The organism is Streptomyces griseofuscus (genome assembly GCF_014673495.1).
In the GTDB taxonomy this organism is placed as follows: Bacteria; Actinomycetota; Actinomycetes; order Streptomycetales; family Streptomycetaceae; genus Streptomyces; species Streptomyces murinus.
This window is the reverse complement of record NZ_CP051006.1, coordinates 5,668,440-5,686,101: the sequence shown is the minus strand read 5'-3', so window position 1 is coordinate 5,686,101 and position 17,662 is coordinate 5,668,440. Positions and strand designations below refer to the sequence as shown.

The window sequence follows — 17,662 nt, the reverse complement described above, 5'->3', positions numbered from 1 at the left end:
ATTACGGGTATGTCTTGGTACTAACACGCGAAAGGCGGACCCGCCTTCCCGAACGGGAAGTGAGGTCCGCCTCGCGAAACGTTCGATGCCGAATCAGCTGATTCAGGCGACCGGAACGATGTTCACGACCTTGCGGCCACGGTGGGTACCGAACTCCACCGCGCCCGGCAGCAGGGCGAACAGGGTGTCGTCGCCGCCACGGCCGACACCGGCGCCGGGGTGGAAGTGGGTACCGCGCTGGCGGACCAGGATCTCACCAGCGTTGACGACCTGACCGCCGAAGCGCTTCACGCCGAGCCGCTGGGCATTGGAGTCGCGACCGTTCCGGGTGGACGATGCGCCCTTCTTGTGTGCCATGTCTTCTCAGTCCCTTACTTCGCAGCCGTGGGGATCGACGTGACCTTGATCGCCGTGTACTGCTGGCGGTGGCCCTGCCGACGGCGGTAGCCGGTCTTGTTCTTGTAGCGCAGAATGTCGATCTTCTGGCCCTTGTGGTGGTCCACGACCTCGGCCTGGACCTTGATGCCGGCCAGCACCCACGGGTCGCTGGTCACAGCGTCGCCGTCGACAACGAGCAGGGTCGAGAGCTCGACCGTGTCGCCAACCTTGGCGGTGGAAATCTTGTCAACCTCAACGATGTCGCCGACAGCAACCTTGTGCTGGCGACCACCGCTGCGCACGATGGCGTACACGCGGATCTCTCTTTCGCTCGAAGAAACGGCACCCCCGCAGGCCAGCCGCCCGGCATACGCATGGGCGACCTCTCCCGGCCGGCCTAGCGTCCGGGAGGAACAGGTTTACGGGGATGTGGCGGGCTCTATGACACGCCGACGGTCAAGGTTACGGGCCGGGGCCGTAGGGGTCAAACTGGGCGTCCGGCCGCGGCGACGTACCCGGCGTACGCCTCCGTGATCCCCTCGGCGGACAGCCCGAGGTGCTCCAGGATGGTGTAGCGGCCCGGCCGGGTCTCCGGCGCGAACGCCACGGCCCGGACGAACTCCTCGTCGCTGAAGCCGATCTCCTCGGCCACCACGGGCAGCCCGTGCCGGCGCAGGCCCTCCACGATCAGCCGGGAGCCGTCGTGGTCGCCGCGCAGATACGTGGCGAACGCGGCGCCGAGGCCCACCTGTTCGCCGTGCGCGGCGGCCCGGCGGGGGTAGAGCAGGTCCAGCGCGTGGCTGATCTCGTGGCAGGCGCCCGAGGAGGGCCGGGTGTGCCCCGCTATCGACATGGCGATACCGGTCAGCACCAGACCCTCGGAGAGCACGGTGAGGAACCCGTCGTCGCCGCAGCCGCCGGGGTGCCGCAGGACCGCCTCGCCGGCCTGACGGGCCATGGCCGCGGCGAGACCGTCGATCTTCTCGCCGTTGACCCGGTGGTCCAGCTCCCAGTCCGCGACCGCGGAGATGTTGGACAGGGCGTCCCCGATCCCCGAGCGCACGAAGCGCAGCGGGGCCTCGCGGATCACGTCCAGGTCGATGAACAGGGCGATGGGCGCGGGCACTCCGTAGGAGCCGCGCCCGGCGTCGTTGTCCAGGTTGGACACGGGCGAGCAGATGCCGTCGTGCGAGAGGTTCGTCGGCACCACGACCAGGGGCAGCCCGATCCGCGCCGCGGAGTACTTCGCACAGTCGATGATCTTGCCGCCGCCGATGCCCACGACCGCGTCGAAGTCGCCGGACTTCATCCGGTCGGCCAGGTCGACCGCCTCGTCCAGGGTGCCGCCGCCCACCTCGAACCAGGTGGCGGCGGGCAGCGAGGGGGCGAGGCGTTCGCGCAGCTGGGCGCCGTAGCCGCGGCTGACGGCGACGGCGAGCCGCCCGGAGTCCGAGATGCGCTGGTCGGCGAGCACGCCCGCCAGATCGTCCAGGGCACCCGCGCGGATGTCCATGACGATCGGCGAGGGGAACAGCCGGGTCAGTACCGGCATGCGATCTCCCGCCCGCGGGCGAGGTCCTCGTGGTTGTCGATCTCGACCCAGTCGACGTCGCCGATGGGCGCCACGTCGATCCGGAAGCCGCGGTCGACCAGCTCCTGGTAGCCGTCCTCGTAGTACAGCTGGGGGTCGCGCTCGAAGGTCGTACGCAGCGCGTCGGCCAGCTCCTCGGCCGCGTCGCCCTCGATCAGGGTCACGCCGATGTACTCACCGGTCGCCTCGGCGGGGTCCATCAGCTTGGTGATCTTCGTCATGCCCTTGGCGGGGTCGACGACGACCTTCATCTCCTCGTCCGCCAGGGACTTCAAGGTGTCCAGCGCGAGGATGATCTTCTTGCCGTCACCGCGGGCGGCCAGCAGCGTCTTCTCGACCGAGACCGGGTGCACGGTGTCGCCGTTGGCGAGGATCACACCGTCCTTGAGCGCGTCGCGCCCGCACCACAGGGAGTAGGCGTTGTTCCACTCCTCGGCCTTGTCGTTGTCGATGAGCGTCAGCTTCAGGCCGTACTTCTCCTCGAACTCGGCCCGGCGCGCGTAGACGGCCTCCTTGCGGTAGCCGACGATGACCGCGACCTCGGTCAGCCCGATCTCCGCGAAGTTGCCCAGGGTCAGGTCCAGGACGGAGACGGCCTCGGGCGCGTCCTGTGCGCCGACCGGCACCAGGGCCTTGGGCAGGGTGTCCGTGTAGGGGCGCAGTCGCCGTCCGGCGCCGGCCGCCAGCACGAGGCCTATCATCGCGGTTCTCTCCTTCGGTTCAGGGGGGCGGGCCGGGGGCGCGGTGCCCCGGGCCCGCCAAAAAGCAGGTGCGGCCCTCTCCTCGCGGACAGGACCGCACCCAGACGTGCCGGTGACCGGTCAGTCGACGGAGGCCGACTGCGGGGTCGCCGCGGTCTTCTTCGCCGCCGTCTTCTTCGTGGCGGCCGCCTTCTTGGCCGTCGTCTTCTTCGCGGCGGTCTTCTTGGCGGCGGTCTTCTTCGCCGCCGTCTTCTTGGTGGCCGCCTTCTTGGCCGTGGCCTTCTTGGCCGCCTTGCGGGCGGTCTTCTTGGCCGGAGCCTCCTCGGCGGGGGCTTCCTCAGCGGGAGCCTCCGCCGCGGGCGCCTCTTCCGCGGCCGCCGGGACGACCACCACGGCCGTCTCCTCGGACGCGGTCGGCGCGGCCGTCTGCCGCACCGCGCGACGGCGCGGACGGGCCGGCGCGGCGCTCTCGGCGGGCGCCGGCGCCTCCTCGGCGGCGGGCTCCGCCACCGGGGCCGCGGGCGCGGTCTCGGCGACGGTCACCACGGTGGCCTCGGCACCCGCGGGGGAACCGGCCGGTGCGGACACCTTCCGGGTCGCCCGACGGCGGGTACGGCCCTTGGGCGCCTCCTCGGCGGCCTCGGGGGCCGGAACCACCTGGTCCTCGGCGGCGGCGGGCTCGGCCAGCGCCTCGGCGGCCGGCTCGGGCCGCACCGGGCGGGCCGCGGCCTGTTCGGCGGTGACGTCCTGTGCGGTCGGCACGGCGGCTTCGGCGCCGGCGTGCTGCGCGACGTCCTGCTCGGTGTCGGCGTCCTGCGTCCGGGCGGCCTTCCTGGCGGACTTCTCCGCCTTCGGCGCGCCCGCCGGGGCCGACGCGCGACGGCTCGCCCGGCGGCGGGAACGGCCGCGACCGGCCGCCGCCTCCGCCTCGGCGACGCTGCTGTACAGCTCCTCGTCCGGCGAGAACTCCGGGGCCGTCAGGGCGACCGGCTCGGCGATCTCGGCGGCCACCTCGGCGGCCGTCTCGATCTCCGGCTCGACGGCCTCACCGCTGTCCACGGCGACCGCGGCGGTCTCGTGCACATGCTCGTGCTCGTGCGGCTGCTCCTGCGCGTCGCCGCCGCGGCCGCGCTTCTTGCGCTTGCCGCCGCCACCGGCGGAACCGGGCTGCTCCATGTGCACGATGACACCGCGGCCGTTGCAGTGCACACAGGTCTCGGAGAAGGACTCCAGCAGACCCTGGCCGACCCGCTTACGGGTCATCTGCACCAGGCCGAGCGAGGTCACCTCGGCCACCTGGTGCTTCGTACGGTCGCGGCCCAGGCACTCCAGCAGACGGCGCAGCACCAGGTCCCGGTTGGACTCCAGGACCATGTCGATGAAGTCGATCACGATGATGCCGCCGAGGTCGCGCAGCCGCAGCTGGCGCACGATCTCCTCGGCCGCCTCCAGGTTGTTCCTGGTGACCGTCTCCTCCAGGTTGCCGCCCTGGCCGGTGAACTTGCCGGTGTTGACGTCGACGACGACCATCGCCTCGGTCCGGTCGATCACCAGCGAACCGCCGCTGGGCAGCCAGACCTTGCGGTCCAGCGCCTTGGCGAGCTGCTCGTCGATCCGGTAGGTGGCGAAGACGTCGACCTCGGAGGTCCACTTCGACAGGCGGCCCGCGAGGTCGGGCGCGACGTGCGCGACGTACCCGTGGATCGTCTGCCAGGCCTCGTCACCGCTGACGATGACCTTGGAGAAGTCCTCGTTGAAGATGTCGCGCACGACCCGGACGGTCATGTCCGGCTCGCCGTAGAGCAGCGTCGGCGCGTTGCCGCTCTTGGCCTTCTTCTGGATGTCCTCCCACTGCGCCTGGAGCCGCTCGACGTCGCGGCGCAGCTCGTCCTCGCTCGCGCCCTCGGCGGCGGTGCGCACGATGACGCCCGCGTCCTCGGGGACGATCTTCTTGAGGATCGTCTTCAGCCGGGCCCGCTCGGTGTCGGGCAGCTTGCGGCTGATGCCGGTCATGGAGCCCTCGGGGACGTACACGAGGTAGCGGCCCGGCAGGGAGACCTGGCTGGTCAGACGCGCGCCCTTGTGCCCGATCGGGTCCTTGGTGACCTGCACCAGGACCGACTGCCCGGACTTGAGGGCGGACTCGATGCGCCGCGGGCCGTTGCCCATGCCGAGCGCGCCGAAGTTGACCTCACCGGCGTACAGCACGGCGTTGCGGCCCTTGCCGATGTCGATGAAGGCGGCCTCCATCGACGGCAGCACGTTCTGCACCTTGCCGAGGTAGACGTTGCCGACGTACGACGTCGACTGCTCCTTGTTGACGTAGTGCTCCACGAGCACGTTGTCCTCAAGGACGCCGATCTGGGTGCGCTCGCCGTGCTGGCGGACGACCATCACCCGGTCGACGGCCTCACGACGGGCCAGGAACTCGGCCTCGGTGATGATCGGGACACGGCGGCGGCCCTGCTCACGGCCCTCGCGGCGGCGCTGCTTCTTCGCCTCCAGACGGGTCGAGCCCTTGATGGACTGCACCTCGTCGGACGGCTCGCTCTGCTTGCGCGGCTCGCGGACCTTGACGACCGTACGCTCCGGGTCGTCGGAGGACGGCTCGCCGTCCGCGGCGGACTCACCGGCACGACGGCGGCGGCGACGACGGCGACGGCTGCCGGCGCTGGAGCCGCCCGACTCCTCGCCGTGCGCCTCCTCGTCGTCCTCTTCCTCCTGCTCGGCGGTGTCCTCGGCGTCCTGCGCGGCCTGCTCGGCGGCCAGCTCCTCGGACTCCTCGCCGCCCTCGCCCTCGGCGGCGTCCCCGCGACGGCGGCGACGGCCACCCCGGCGGCGACGGCGGCGCGAGGAGGACTCCTCGTAGCCCTCGGCGTCCTCGGCCTCGCCCTCGGCGCCCTCCGGCTCCTCGTCCTCCTCCTCGGCGGCGGCCTCGGCGACCGGGGCCTCCTCCACGCGCTCGGCGCGGCGGCGACGGCGACGGCGCGAACCGGCCTCGGCACGCTCCTCGGTGTACTCCGCGCGCTGCTGCGGCTCCGCGGGCTGCTCGGCCTCGACGGGCTCGGCGGGCTCGGCGGGCTCAGTGGCTCCCGCGGCGGCCTCGGCGGCGGCCCGCTCGGGGGTCTGGAAGCGCGGCTCGGCGAACACCGGCGCCTGGAAGACGGCGACGGCGGGACGGGCCGGACGGCGCGAGCCCTCCTCGGCCCCGGCGCCGCGCGCGGGCTCGGAGAACCCGGACGCGGGGCGCACGGACCGGCGCCGGGCGCGGCGCGGCGCGGGGGTCTCGGCGGCCCCGGACGCCTCGGCGGCGGCCGGGACGGCCTCGGCGGCCGGCGCGGGCTCGGTGGTGTGCGTGGTGACGGGAACCTCCGGGGTGTGCGCGGCCTCGGCGGGGGCGCTCTCGGGCGCGGTGACCCGGCGGGTGGCGCGACGGCGGGCACGGCGCGGGGCGGCGTCGTCCTCGCTCTCGGCGCTCACGGCGCTCTCGGCCTCGACGGCGGGGGCCTGCGCCTCGACGGCGGGCTCGGCGACCGACTCGGCAACCGGCTCCGCGGGGGTCTCCTCGGCGGCCTTCGGCGCACCGGTGGGCGCGGAGGCGCGGCGGGTGGCACGGCGGCGGGTACGGGCGGGGGCGGCCTCGGCCGCGGGCTCCTCCTCGGCCGGGGCGACCTCGGAAGCGTCCTCGACGGTGGCCCGGACGACGGTCTCGGTGGCCTCGGCAGCCTCGGGCGAGCCGGCGGGCGCGGAGGCGCGGCGGGTGGCACGGCGGCGGGTACGGGCGGGGGCGGCCTCGGCCGCGGGCTCCTCCTCGGCCGGGGCGACCTCGGAAGCGTCCTCGACGGTGGCCCGGACGACGGTCTCGGTGGCCTCGGCAGCCTCGGGCGAGCCGGCGGGCGCGGAGGCGCGGCGGGCGGCACGGCGACGGGCGGGGGCGGCGGGCGCCTCCGCCTGGACCGGCTCGGCCGGGGCGGCGGTCGGCGGCACGACGGTGTCCGCCTGCTCGACGGCCTCCGCCACCTCGGTGGCGGCGGGCGCACCGGCGGGCGCCGACGCACGACGCGTGGCACGACGGCGGGGGCGCGCGGCGGGCGCCTCCTCGACCGGCTCGGCCTCGGCGGCCGTGGTCTCGGCGGCCTCGGCGGTGGGTGCGACGGTCTCGGTGACCTCGGCGGCGGGCGCGGCGGCACGACGGGCGGCGCGGCGGCGCGGACGCGCGGCGGGCGCCTCGTCCTCGGGCGCGGGCTCAGTGGTGGTCGCGGCCGGGGTCTCGGCGGCGGCCGCCTCCGCGGCCGGCGTCGCGACGCTGCGGGTGGCGCGGCGGCGGGTGCGCCGCGGTGCGGCCTCCTCGCCGACGACGACCTCGCCGCCCTCGGTGACCTCCGCGGCGGCCGGTGCGACGGTCTCCGCGGGCTCGACGGCCTCGGCGGCGGGCGCCCCGGCGGGCGCGGAGGCGCGACGTGCGGCACGGCGGCGCGGGCGCGCGGCCGGTGCGGCCTCCTCGGCCGCCTGCGGGGCCTGGGCCCCGGCGGTCTCCACCGGCTCCTCGGTGTCCTCCGCGGCCGGTATGGCCGGGACGGTGACCTCGGTGGGTGCCTCCGCCGCGACGGGCGGACCCGCGGGGCGGGAGGCGGCACGGCGACGCCTGCGCGGCGGCAGGGTGTCGCTCGGTGTGTTCAGTTCGGAACCCTCGATGGGTTCGGTCGGCTCAAGCATGCGGGCGTTTCTCCCGTCAGGCTCCCGGGCGCCGCGCCTGGTTCCGGCACCGGCCCGAAGGGGCCGTCCACCGGTGACGTCCGCGGCCCGCGCGATGCGCGATTGGCCGCCGTCCGGGGCGCGGGCGCCGCACGGGAGCACTCTGTGTCCTGTCTCGCCGGTTCCGTACGCCTTGTCGGTACGGCCTGGCGAAAGTCTTCTGGTCGGTGCGCTGCCCGACCCAGGTGGCTCCCGAGTACAAGGGCGGCGCTACGGCGTGCGTCCTACGCGGGACCTTCCGGCACCTGCACCGTCGCGGCGGCAGCCGGTACGGCCGTTTGGGCCGTGGCTGCCTCGCGGTCGGGCGCGAGCGGGTCGGTCACCGTGCCGGTCTCTTCATCGAACAGCCCCTGCGCCAGCCTGGTCACCGCTGCGGGGACCGGCGGCGCCAGGTCGGCCACGGCGCGGAGACCGGACAGGACGTCGTCGGGTCGTACGGCAGGCGTCACGTGCCGAACAACCAGCCGCAGTATCGCACAGGGCTGGTCGGTCGGCCCATCAGCCGGTGCGCCGTACGCCTGAAGGCTCGCCACGGCCGGGCGGGCGTCGAAGGTGCGCACACCGTTCTTGGCCATGCGCTGCACCTCGACGGACTCGGCCCCGTTGAAGGCCTCGACCGCGCGCTCGGCGTCGGCCGGATCGACTCCGGTGAGCCTGAGCTCCCAGACGGAGGCCGTCAGCCGGTCGGCGAGACCCGAGGTGTGCGCCTCGACCGCGTCGACGATGTCGAGCCCGGTGGGCAGCGACTCGTCGAGGAGGACGCGCAGTTGCTCGGGGTCGCGCGACGCGGTGAGCGCGATCTCCAGGTACTCCGCCTCGCTGCCGGTGCCGGTGGGTGCGGCATTGGCATACGACACCTTCGGGTGCGGCGTGAATCCGGCCGAGTAAGCCATGGGCACCTCGGCGCGGCGCAGCGCACGCTCGAAGGCGCGCTGGAAGTCTCGGTGGCTGGTGAACCTCAGGCGGCCGCGCTTGGTGTAGCGCAGTCGGATGCGCTGCACCGCGGGTGCGGGCGGCGGGCCTTCGGGCTGTCGCTTGCCCAGTGTCCTAGTCCTTCGTGAGAGCGGTCGTACTCCTCCCAAGAGTACGTGCCACGGCGCTCCGGGGTTCCCGCCGTGTCGACCGGGAGCGGAACGGGCACGGACGGTTACCCTCCCTTTTGCTGACTTTTCCCCCTTCTGAACGATCCCCGGAGGGTACGACGGCGGAGAACCGCGGCCGGCGCCTGCTCAGGACCCTCACTTTCTGGCTGCGTCCTGCGTTCACGCTGCGGGTGCTGGGCCGCTTCCAGCGGGTCGCGGGCTTCGATCGCTCCATGGCCCTCGCCTCCAGCGCCCTGACCGCGCTGGTGCCGCTGGTGATCCTGGGCGCGGCGGTGCTGACCAGCGTCGGCTCGTACGACATCGCGCATCAGCTGATCACCCGGTACGGCCTGACCGACGAGGGCGCGGCGGCGGTCGACGCGCTCTTCTCCCCCGAGCAGGAGCAGGTGAACGTCAGTGTCCTCGGCGTGCTGTTCCTCGCGGTGTCGGCGCTGAGCTTCACCCGAGCCCTGCAACGTCTGTTCGAGCAGACCTGGGAGCTCCGGTCCCTCAGCGTGCGCAACACCCGCAACGGGCTGGGCTGGCTGCTCTCCGGCGCCTGCTACATGGCGATCAGTGCCCTGATCCAGTCGCTGCCGAGCGAGAGCCGGGCGCATCTGCTCAGCGCGGCGGTCGAGCTGCCGGTGACCGCGGTCTTCCTGGTCTGGACCGGCGTCCTGCTGTCCGCCCGCCGGATCGCCTGGCGCGATCTGATCCCCTTCGGCGTCACCGGCGCGGTGGCCATCGCGGTCTACTCCGTGGGCGCGACCCTCTATCTCCCGCACCTGTTCAACACCTCGGCACAGCGCTACGGCGTCGTCGGCGCGGTGTTCGCGATGATCTCCGCCCTCTTCGCGGTCATGCTCTGCATCGTCGGCGCCTCGGTGATGGGCCGCGAGATCCGCGACGAACTGACCCGCATCTCCCACGGCGAACGCACCCCCGACGACGAGGTCCGCCGCCAATGGAACGACGTCGTCTCCCAAACCCGCTCCCGCTGGCGCTCGGTCCGCCGACAGGTGATCCGCCATCACACGGACACCCCGCCCGGCCATTGAGCCCCACCGGGAAGGGGAGCCGGTCCGGCATGGAAGCCGATGACGCGCCGGTCGGTGATGACGGTGACATCCAGACGCACAGGCATACGGACGCCGTCTTTGTATCGACTGTAGGTCACCAGATCAACGCGACCGGAGCCTTCCCCGAGGGTGCGCACGTGTCGCTTGCCGCCTACGAATTCATCGGGGAACCATATCCGCGCGAATCGCTCGGCCACCGCCGCCGTGGCCTCGGATCCGGAATTCCCGCGGGCGCCGCGATCATTCTTGGACCCAGGCACTCTCAAGCCGCCTCTCGGGTCACCAGCCGGCGATTCCGCCACGGTTGGTCTCAGCAGTGACTTTCAGCCTCTTGCCGACTTCCTCCACGCTGCTTCCGGTGATCTCGGTGCCCTTTCCGAAGGCCGACGTCGCCGCCTCGCCGAGCCACTCATTCGCCTGGACAGCGGTGTCGGTGCGCTGCTTCCGGGTGTCGTCCTTGGCGACGATGTCCACCGTTTCCGGGTTAAGAGGGTGACCGACAGAATTCCAGCGATGAAGCGAGCCAAGACCGCCGGAAGTCGCCAGGGTTTGTTCCGGCCGGCGCCGGAGTATTCTGACACGTCGACCTTCTTCCTGCCGCCCCCGCTGTGCTTGATATCCGCCCAGAAACGGCATCCCCTCTTCGTCTCGCAGGTCAAGCAGCCTCCGCACGAGTACCCAGTCGACGACGGCTCCGCCGGTGGGCTGCCGGCCTCCGTGCGGGCGGAGCCGCTGAGGAAGGGGCAAGCTCGGCATGAACGACGCCCTCACGAGTGCATCCAGCACGTCGGTTCCGGCCTGTTCGCCTGCCCGCCCGGCGTCACCGACCCCGGCCGCACCGGGCGGTTACGCCAGTGAGCCCCTTCCCGGTCCGGGAAGGGGCTCACTCGTCACTCGGTCACGTCAGTGCGCGTGCCCGCTCGCCGCCGACGCCGGACCGGCGTTCTTCACGGTCAGCGGAAGCAGCTTCTTGCCCGTCGGGCCGATCTGGATGTGCGTGTCCATCTGCGGGCAGACACCGCAGTCGAAGCACGGGGTCCAGCGGCAGTCCTCGACCTCGGTCTCGTCGAGGGCGTCCTGCCAGTCCTCCCAGAGCCAGTCCTTGTCGAGACCGGAGTCGAGGTGGTCCCAGGGAAGGACCTCCTCGTAGGTGCGCTCGCGGGTGGTGTACCAGTCGACGTCCACGCCGTGGGCGGCAAGGGCCTTGTCGGCGCAGGCCATCCAGCGGTCGTAGGAGAAGTGCTCGCGCCAGCCGTCGAAGCGGCCGCCGTCCTCGTAGACGGCGCGGATGACATCGCCGATACGGCGGTCACCGCGGGACAGCAGGCCCTCCACGATGCCGGGCTTGCCGTCGTGGTAGCGGAAGCCGATGGAACGGCCGTACTTCTTGTCGCCGCGGATCTTGTCGCGCAGCTTCTGGAGCCGTGCGTCCGTCTCCTCCGCCGACAGCTGCGGCGCCCACTGGAAGGGGGTGTGCGGCTTGGGCACGAAACCGCCGATCGAGACGGTACAGCGGATGTCGTTGGCCCCCGACACCTCGCGGCCCTTCTGGATGACATGCGTCGCCATGTCGGCGATCTGGAGCACGTCCTCGTCGGTCTCCGTGGGCAGGCCGCACATGAAGTACAGCTTCACCTGGCGCCAGCCGTTGCCGTAGGCCGTGGCGACCGTACGGATCAGGTCCTCCTCGGAGACCATCTTGTTGATGACCTTGCGCATGCGCTCGGAGCCGCCCTCGGGGGCGAAGGTCAGACCGGAGCGGCGGCCGTTGCGGGTCAGCTCGTTGGCCAGGTCGACGTTGAAGGCGTCCACGCGGGTGGAGGGCAGCGACAGGCCGATCTTGTCGTCCGTGTAGCGGTCCGCCAGGCCCTTGGCGATCTCGCCGATCTCCGAGTGGTCCGCGGAGGACAGGGAGAGCAGGCCCACCTCCTCGAAGCCGGTGGCGTTCAGACCGCGCTCCACCATGTCGCCGATGCCCGTGATCGAGCGCTCGCGCACCGGGCGGGTGATCATGCCCGCCTGGCAGAAGCGGCAGCCGCGGGTGCAGCCGCGGAAGATCTCCACCGACATGCGCTCATGGACGGTCTCGGCCAGCGGCACGAGCGGCTGCTTGGGGTACGGCCATTCGTCCAGGTCCATGACGGTGTGCTTGGAGACCCGCCACGGCACGCCCGACTTGTTCGGCACGACGCGGCCGATCCGGCCGTCGGGGAGGTACTCGACGTCGTAGAACGCCGGGATGTACACCGAGCCCGTCTTCGCCAGCCGGAAGAGGACCTCCTCTCGGCCGCCGGGGCGGCCCTCGGCCTTCCACTCCCGGATGATCCGGGTCATGTCCAGCACGGCCTGCTCGCCGTCGCCGATGATCGCCGCGTCGATGAAGTCGGCGATCGGCTCCGGGTTGAACGCGGCGTGGCCGCCGGCCAGCACGATCGGGTCGTCCTCGGTGCGGTCCCTGGACTCCAGCGGGATGCCGGCCAGGTCGAGGGCGGTGAGCATGTTCGTGTAGCCCAGCTCCGTGGAGAAGCTGAGGCCGAACACGTCGAAGGCGCGCACCGGGCGGTGGCCGTCCACCGTGAACTGCGGTACGCGGTGCTCACGCATCAGCGCCTCCAGGTCCGGCCACACGCTGTACGTGCGCTCGGCGAGGACGCCCTTCTGCTCGTTGAGCACCTCGTAGAGGATCATGACGCCCTGGTTGGGCAGACCGACCTCGTAAGCGTCCGGGTACATGAGCGCCCAGCGGACGTCGCACTCGTCCCAGTCCTTGACGGTGGAGTTGAGTTCTCCGCCTACGTACTGGATCGGCTTCTGCACGTGCGGGAGCAGAGCTTCGAGCTGCGGGAAAACCGACTCGACAGGCATCTCGCGAACCTTCATGAGCTGACAGGGGTGACCATCCAGCGTAACCCGCCCGGGAGCCTCCTCCGAACGGTCAGCCGAGGAAGCGGTCCGTGGCCTTGCGCCACCGCTTCGGCAGCTCGGCCTCCGCTGCCGCCGCCCGGGCCTCCTCCCTGCCGTACAGCACCCCGTAGGGGAACGCGCTCTCCCCCGCCGCATGAGCCACCGCGGCCAGCTCGCGCAGGGTATGGCGGGCCATGACGCTGTCCTGGTGGTCGCCGAGGAGGGTGGTGAGGGACTTCATGGCGGCGGTGAGCTCGCGGGCGGGGGCGCCGAGGGCGTCGGTGGCGGCCTCGGCGGCGTACCGGGTGCGCTTGGCCTTCTTGCGCGCCTCGTGCAGGGCGAGGTCGCGCTCGGTGCCGGGCGGCAGCGCCAGCGCCCGCTCGACCTGCGTGGTGAGCCGCGCGAGGTCCTTGCGTACGGCCGCGCCGAGCACCTTCTTCGGTTTCCGCGCGGCCGCCGCGCGCAGCGGCGGGTCCGCGAGCAGGGCGTCCAGGGTGTTCAGGAGGGCGAGGTGGCGGGGGGAGTCCAGGACGCCGGTGAGGTGGGCGGGGGCGGCGGCGCCCTCGGCCCGGGCCCAGGAGGTGAGGCGCTCCTGGATCCGGCCGGTGGCCAGGGCGGGCGGGAGGGCGTCGAGGGCGCTGGTCAGCCGCTCGGCCAGCACCTCCCGATCGCGGTCGACGCCCAGCTCGCCCGCGAGCCACTTCAGCTCGGCGGCGACGGGCTCGGTGACGGCGCGGTCCAGGACGGTACGGAAGGTGCGCAGGGTGCTGCGGGCGCGGCGGGTGGCGACCCGCATCCGGTGCACCGCGTCGGGGGTGTCGAGTCGTACGGCGGGGTCGAGGGCGACCAGGGCGTCCCGCTGGGCCCGGAGATAGGCGAGGACATGGTCGCCCGCGGTGACCGGCTCGGCGCGCGCTGCGGGCGGGCGGCGCAGGCCCCCGGTGAGTTCGAGGGCGCGGGCCAGTTTGGAGGGCGAGGCGGACGGTCGTACACCCGCCCTGGCCAGGCGTTTCTCCACCTGGTCGAGGAACGCCGGGTCTCCCCCGTCGGCCAGCTCCACCTCGATCTCGGTCCACTGGACGGTCCCGCCCGCGCCGGTGAGCCGCTCGGCGGTCACCGCGTCCACGCTCGCCTCGGCCAGCAGGGCGCCGTCCGCGTCCACCAGATGGCGCACGTCCCGGGCGGAACGCAGCCGGACCAGCGGGACCGGCCGCGCCTCGCGGACCCGGGAGCGGACCAGGGCGGCGAGTTCCTCGGGGAGGGTGTCGGAGAGCGGGGCCCGGATCTCGTCGCGGACTCCGGGGGCGACCGGGAGCTTGAGGTGCCAGCCGGCGTCGGAGCCGCCGGTACGGCGGCGCAGGGTGAGGGAGGCGGCGGCGAGGCGCTGGTCGGCGGTGTCGTAGTAGGTGGCGTCCAGCTCGACGAGGCCCTTGTCGAGTACGGCGGCCACCGAGCCGATGCCGGTCAGGTCGGGCAGCCCGCCCTCATCGGACTCGTACTTGCGCTCGATCTCGCGTTTCGTCTCCGCCATGAACCGAATCTAGTGCGCGGCGGCCCGGTGCGGCAGAGGGCGCCCCAAGGACGCCCTCCGCCGTGGTGAGCCCTTATGCCGACATCGGCCGCTGCACCTTGATCGATTGCAGTAGTCCTACGGCCACCCACACCGCGAACATCGATGATCCGCCGTACGACACGAACGGCAGCGGCAGACCGGTGACCGGCATGATGCCGAGGGTCATCCCGATGTTCTCGAACGACTGGAAGGCGAACCAGGCCACGATGCCCGCGGCCACGATGGTGCCGTACAGCTCGGTCGAGTCCCGGGCGATCCGGCAGGCGCGCCACAGGATGACGCCGATCAGGAAGATGATGAAACCGGCGCCCAGAAAGCCCAGTTCCTCGCCCGCGACCGTGAACACGAAGTCGGTCTGCTGCTCGGGCACGAACTGGCCGGTGGTCTGCGAGCCGTGGAACAGCCCGGCGCCGGTCAGTCCGCCGGAGCCGATGGCGATGCGGGCCTGGTTGGTGTTGTAGCCGACGCCGGCCGGGTCGAGGTCCGGGTTGGCGAAGGCCGCGAAGCGGTTGATCTGGTACTGGTCCAGGATGTGCAGCTGCCAGATGGCGATACAGCCGACCACACCGGCGGCGAGCAGCCCGAACACCCAGCGGTTGGAGGAGCCGGAGGCGAGCAGGACGCCCAGGATGATGGCCACCATCGCCAGCACCGAGCCGAGGTCCGGCATCAGCAGCAGGATCATGCAGGGCACGGCGGCGAGGCCCAGGGACTGCGCCACGGTGCGGTGGTCCGGGAACGGCTTGTCGCCCGCGTCCACCCGCGCGGACAGCAGCATCGCCATGCCGAGGATGATCGCGATCTTGAGGAACTCGGCGGGCTGGACGGAGAAGCCGCCGATCACGATCCAGTTGCGCTGGCCGTTGATGGTCGCGCCGAGCGGGGTGAGCACCACCAGGGCGAGCAGGACCGAGGCGCCGTAGAGGACCGGCACCGCGTTGCGCAGGGCGCGGTGGCCCAGCCAGAGGGTGGCGAGCATCAGGGCGAACCCGATGCCCAGGTTCATCAGATGCCGCTCCAGGAAGAAGTACGGGTCTCCCTGGTTGATCTCGGTGCGGTTGCGGGTCGCCGAGAAGACCAGCATCGAGCCCATCAGCGACAGGGCGATCGCGGACAGCAGTATCGGCCAGTCCAGGCGCCGCGCGAGCGAGTCGCGGGCGAAGAGCCTGGTCCAGCCGGCCCGCGCGGGTCCGTAACCGGAGACGGAGAAGCTGTTCGCGCCGGTCATGAGGGCATCCTCCGGCTTCCGCGCTTACGGCGCGGCCGCCGCCTTCGGTGGTTGGTGTTGTCGCCGGTGGGCGGGGCTGTGCCCGCGGGCTGCTGGTCGCTGCCGTTGCTCGGGTTGTTCTTCTGGGCGGCCTCGGTGTCCTTCGCCGCGTCCTTGGGGACCGCGGGGGCGACGATGGTGCCATCGGTGCGGACCTTCGGCAGGGACGCCTGCGGCTCGGGCAGGAACGCCTTCTTCTGGTCGATGGAGCCGTCGCCCTGGACGCCGTAGAGCGCGCTGTAGATATTGCGCACGGCCTCACCGGAGGCACCGGAACCCGTACCTGCCTGGGCGATCGTCATGATCACCGTGTAGTCCTTGGAGTAGGTGGCCATCCAGGAGGTGGTCTGCTTGCCGTAGACCTCCGCCGTACCGGTCTTGCCGTGCAGCGGGATCTTGTCCTGCGGCCAGCCGTTGAACTTCCAGGCGGCCGTACCCCGGGTGATGACGCCCGCGAAGGCGTCGTTCATGCCCTTGAGGGTGGCCTGGGTGATCGGCAGCTTGCGCTGCACCTGGGGCTTGATCTCCTGGACGGTCCTGCCGTCGGGGCTGACGATCGCCTTGCCGATGGTCGGGACGTACTCGGTGCCGCCGTTGGCGACGGCGCCGTAGATCATCGCCTCCTGGATCGGGGTGACGAGGGTGTCGCCCTGGCCGATGGAGTAGTTGATCTCGTCACCCTCGCGCATCTTGTCGCCTTCGAGGCAGTTCTCGTAGGCGATCTTCTCGACGTAGGTGCCGTCCTTCTTGCCGGTCTTGCACCAGGAGTCCTTGTTGGCCTTCCAGTAGTCCAGCTTCCACTGGCGGTCCGGGACCCGGCCGCCCACCTCGTTGGGCAGGTCGACGCCGGTCGGCTTGCCGAGTCCGAACTGATGGGCGGTCTTGAAGAAGTAGTCCTTCGGCTGGCCCTTCTTCGGGTTGATGCCGCCGTCCCGCTTCCACTCCTTGTCCGCGATGCCGTAGAACACGGTGTCGCAGGAGACCTCCAGGGCGCGGCCCAGCGAGATGTCGCCGAAGTTCTCGCCCTCGAAGTTCTTGAAGATCTGGTTGCCCACCCGGTAGTCGCTGGTGCAGGGGTAGCCGCCGTCCCACGCGTAGCCCGCCTGGACGGCGGCGGCCGTGGAGACCACCTTGAAGGTCGAGCCGGGCGCCGCCTGACCCTGTATGGCCCGGTTGAGCAGCGGATAGTCGGAGTTCTTGCCGGTGAGGGCCTTGTAGTCCTTGGCGGAGATACCGCCCACCCAGGCGTTCGGGTCGTACGTGGGCGCCGAGGCCATGGCGACGATGCGGCCGGTCTTGGCCTCCATCACCACGACGGCGCCGGAGTCGGCCTTGTAGTTCTCACCGGTGATGGAGTCGAACTGGGTGCGGGCGGCCTTCATCGCCTTGTCCAGTTCGTACTCCGCGACGCGCTGGACTCGGGAGTCGATGCTGGTGACCACGTTCGAACCGGGCTCGGCCGCGTCCGACTTGGCCTTGCCGATGACCCGGCCGAGGTTGTCCACCTCGTAGCGGGTCACGCCGGCCTTGCCGCGCAGCTCCTTGTCGTACTCCCGCTCCAGGCCCGAGCGGCCGACCATGTCCGAGCGCAGATAGGGCGAGCTGGTGTCCTTGGCCTTCTGGATCTCGTCGTCGGTGACCGGCGAGAGATAGCCGAGGACCTGCGCGGTGTTGGACTTGCCGGGGCTCGGATAGCGGCGCACGGCCTCGGGCTCGGCGGTGATGCCGGGGAAGTCCTCGGAGCGCTCGCGGATCTGTAGGGCCTGGCGGGGCGTGGCCTTGTCGGTGATCGGGATCGGCTGGTACGGCGATCCGTTCCAGCAGGGCTGGGGGGTCTTGGCGTCGCAGAGGCGGACCTTCTGCATGACGTCCTCGGTCGGCATGCCGAGGACCCCGGCCAGCTTGGTCAGGACCGCCTTGCCGTCGTCCTTCTGCTTGAGCAGGTCGGTGCGGGAGGCGGAGACCACCAGACGGGTCTCGTTGTCCGCGAGGGGCACGCCGCGGGCGTCCAGGATCTCGCCGCGCACGGCGGGCTGGACGACCTGCTGGACGTGGTTGCCCGACGCCTCCTTCTGGTACTGCGCGCCCTCCCGGATCTGGAGGTACCACAGCCGGCCGCCGAGCGTGCCGAGCAGGGAGAGGACGAGGATCTGGATCACGACGAGCCGGATCTGGACCCGTGGGGTCCGGCCGGTCTCGGGGATGTTGGTCACTGCGGGCTGCTCCCCCTCTCAGCGCACGGACGTCCGGACGCGCGGCGCGTGTGTGCGACCGGACCGCGCGCGTACGAATGATGAACGATCAGTCTGTGAGCCCGCGTTCCGCGACAGCC

The 17,662-nt window shown here is 71.7% G+C and carries 13 protein-coding genes; 2 read left to right on the top strand and 11 right to left on the bottom strand.

Annotated elements, in window-relative coordinates; genetic code table 11:
- Window positions 1-102: 102 nt before the first annotated feature.
- The 6 genes from rpmA to HEP81_RS25760 form a co-directional block, all read right to left on the bottom strand.
- Window positions 103-357 (bottom strand): 50S ribosomal protein L27, encoded by a 255-nt coding sequence (rpmA, locus tag HEP81_RS25785; RefSeq protein ID WP_030779398.1) that lies wholly within the window; start codon window positions 355-357, stop codon window positions 103-105.
- A gap of 14 nt (window positions 358-371) precedes the next feature.
- Window positions 372-692, bottom strand: coding sequence for a 50S ribosomal protein L21 (gene rplU / locus HEP81_RS25780; RefSeq protein ID WP_009188585.1), 321 nt, complete (start codon window positions 690-692; stop codon window positions 372-374).
- A gap of 170 nt (window positions 693-862) precedes the next feature.
- Window positions 863-1,930, bottom strand: coding sequence for an iron-containing alcohol dehydrogenase family protein (locus tag HEP81_RS25775; protein ID WP_037651978.1), 1,068 nt, complete (start codon window positions 1,928-1,930; stop codon window positions 863-865).
- The gene (locus HEP81_RS25770; RefSeq protein WP_190276035.1) at window positions 1,918-2,670 is read right to left on the bottom strand and encodes a phosphocholine cytidylyltransferase family protein; all 753 of its coding nucleotides are present in this window, start codon (window positions 2,668-2,670) and stop codon (window positions 1,918-1,920) included. Before HEP81_RS25770 ends, HEP81_RS25775 begins: the two co-directional genes overlap by 13 nt.
- Window positions 2,671-2,790: 120 nt before the next feature.
- A complete protein-coding gene (locus HEP81_RS25765; RefSeq protein ID WP_190276034.1) occupies window positions 2,791-7,386 on the bottom strand; it encodes an Rne/Rng family ribonuclease in 4,596 nt (1,531 codons plus the stop codon).
- A gap of 263 nt (window positions 7,387-7,649) precedes the next feature.
- Window positions 7,650-8,426, bottom strand: coding sequence for a TIGR03936 family radical SAM-associated protein (locus tag HEP81_RS25760; RefSeq protein ID WP_037651853.1), 777 nt, complete (start codon window positions 8,424-8,426; stop codon window positions 7,650-7,652).
- Between the two features lie 272 nt (window positions 8,427-8,698).
- On the opposite strand from HEP81_RS25760, the gene HEP81_RS25755 reads away from it, so the two are divergent.
- Entirely contained in the window at window positions 8,699-9,565 is an 867-nt protein-coding gene (locus tag HEP81_RS25755; RefSeq protein WP_274599498.1) for a YhjD/YihY/BrkB family envelope integrity protein, read from the top strand.
- A gap of 300 nt (window positions 9,566-9,865) precedes the next feature.
- Here the strand turns inward: HEP81_RS25755 and HEP81_RS25750 are convergent, their stop codons facing one another.
- Window positions 9,866-10,060: a hypothetical protein gene (locus HEP81_RS25750; RefSeq protein WP_037651851.1), complete on the bottom strand. Its 195-nt coding sequence runs from the start codon at window positions 10,058-10,060 to the stop codon at window positions 9,866-9,868.
- 39 nt (window positions 10,061-10,099) lie between these two features.
- Between HEP81_RS25750 and HEP81_RS25745 the strand changes: the two genes are divergently transcribed.
- Complete coding sequence (locus HEP81_RS25745; RefSeq protein ID WP_157854322.1) at window positions 10,100-10,444, top strand: hypothetical protein; 345 nt, start codon at window positions 10,100-10,102, stop codon at window positions 10,442-10,444.
- A 45-nt stretch (window positions 10,445-10,489) separates the two neighbouring features.
- Here HEP81_RS25745 and HEP81_RS25740 read toward each other — a convergent pair whose 3' ends face one another.
- The 4 genes from HEP81_RS25740 to mrdA form a co-directional block, all read right to left on the bottom strand.
- A complete protein-coding gene (locus HEP81_RS25740) occupies window positions 10,490-12,451 on the bottom strand; it encodes a TIGR03960 family B12-binding radical SAM protein (protein WP_037651848.1) in 1,962 nt (653 codons plus the stop codon).
- Between the two features lie 70 nt (window positions 12,452-12,521).
- Window positions 12,522-14,021 carry a CYTH and CHAD domain-containing protein gene (locus HEP81_RS25735; protein ID WP_037651847.1) on the bottom strand — a complete coding sequence of 500 codons (1,500 nt, stop codon included), beginning with the start codon at window positions 14,019-14,021 and terminating at the stop codon, window positions 12,522-12,524.
- A gap of 73 nt (window positions 14,022-14,094) precedes the next feature.
- Window positions 14,095-15,291 (bottom strand): rod shape-determining protein RodA, encoded by a 1,197-nt coding sequence (rodA, locus tag HEP81_RS25730; protein WP_037651846.1) that lies wholly within the window; start codon window positions 15,289-15,291, stop codon window positions 14,095-14,097.
- Window positions 15,288-17,543, bottom strand: a complete 2,256-nt coding sequence (gene mrdA, locus HEP81_RS25725) for a penicillin-binding protein 2 (RefSeq protein ID WP_037651844.1) — start codon at window positions 17,541-17,543, stop codon at window positions 15,288-15,290. The genes rodA and mrdA overlap by 4 nt, the downstream gene beginning before the upstream one ends.
- Window positions 17,544-17,662 lie beyond the last annotated feature (119 nt).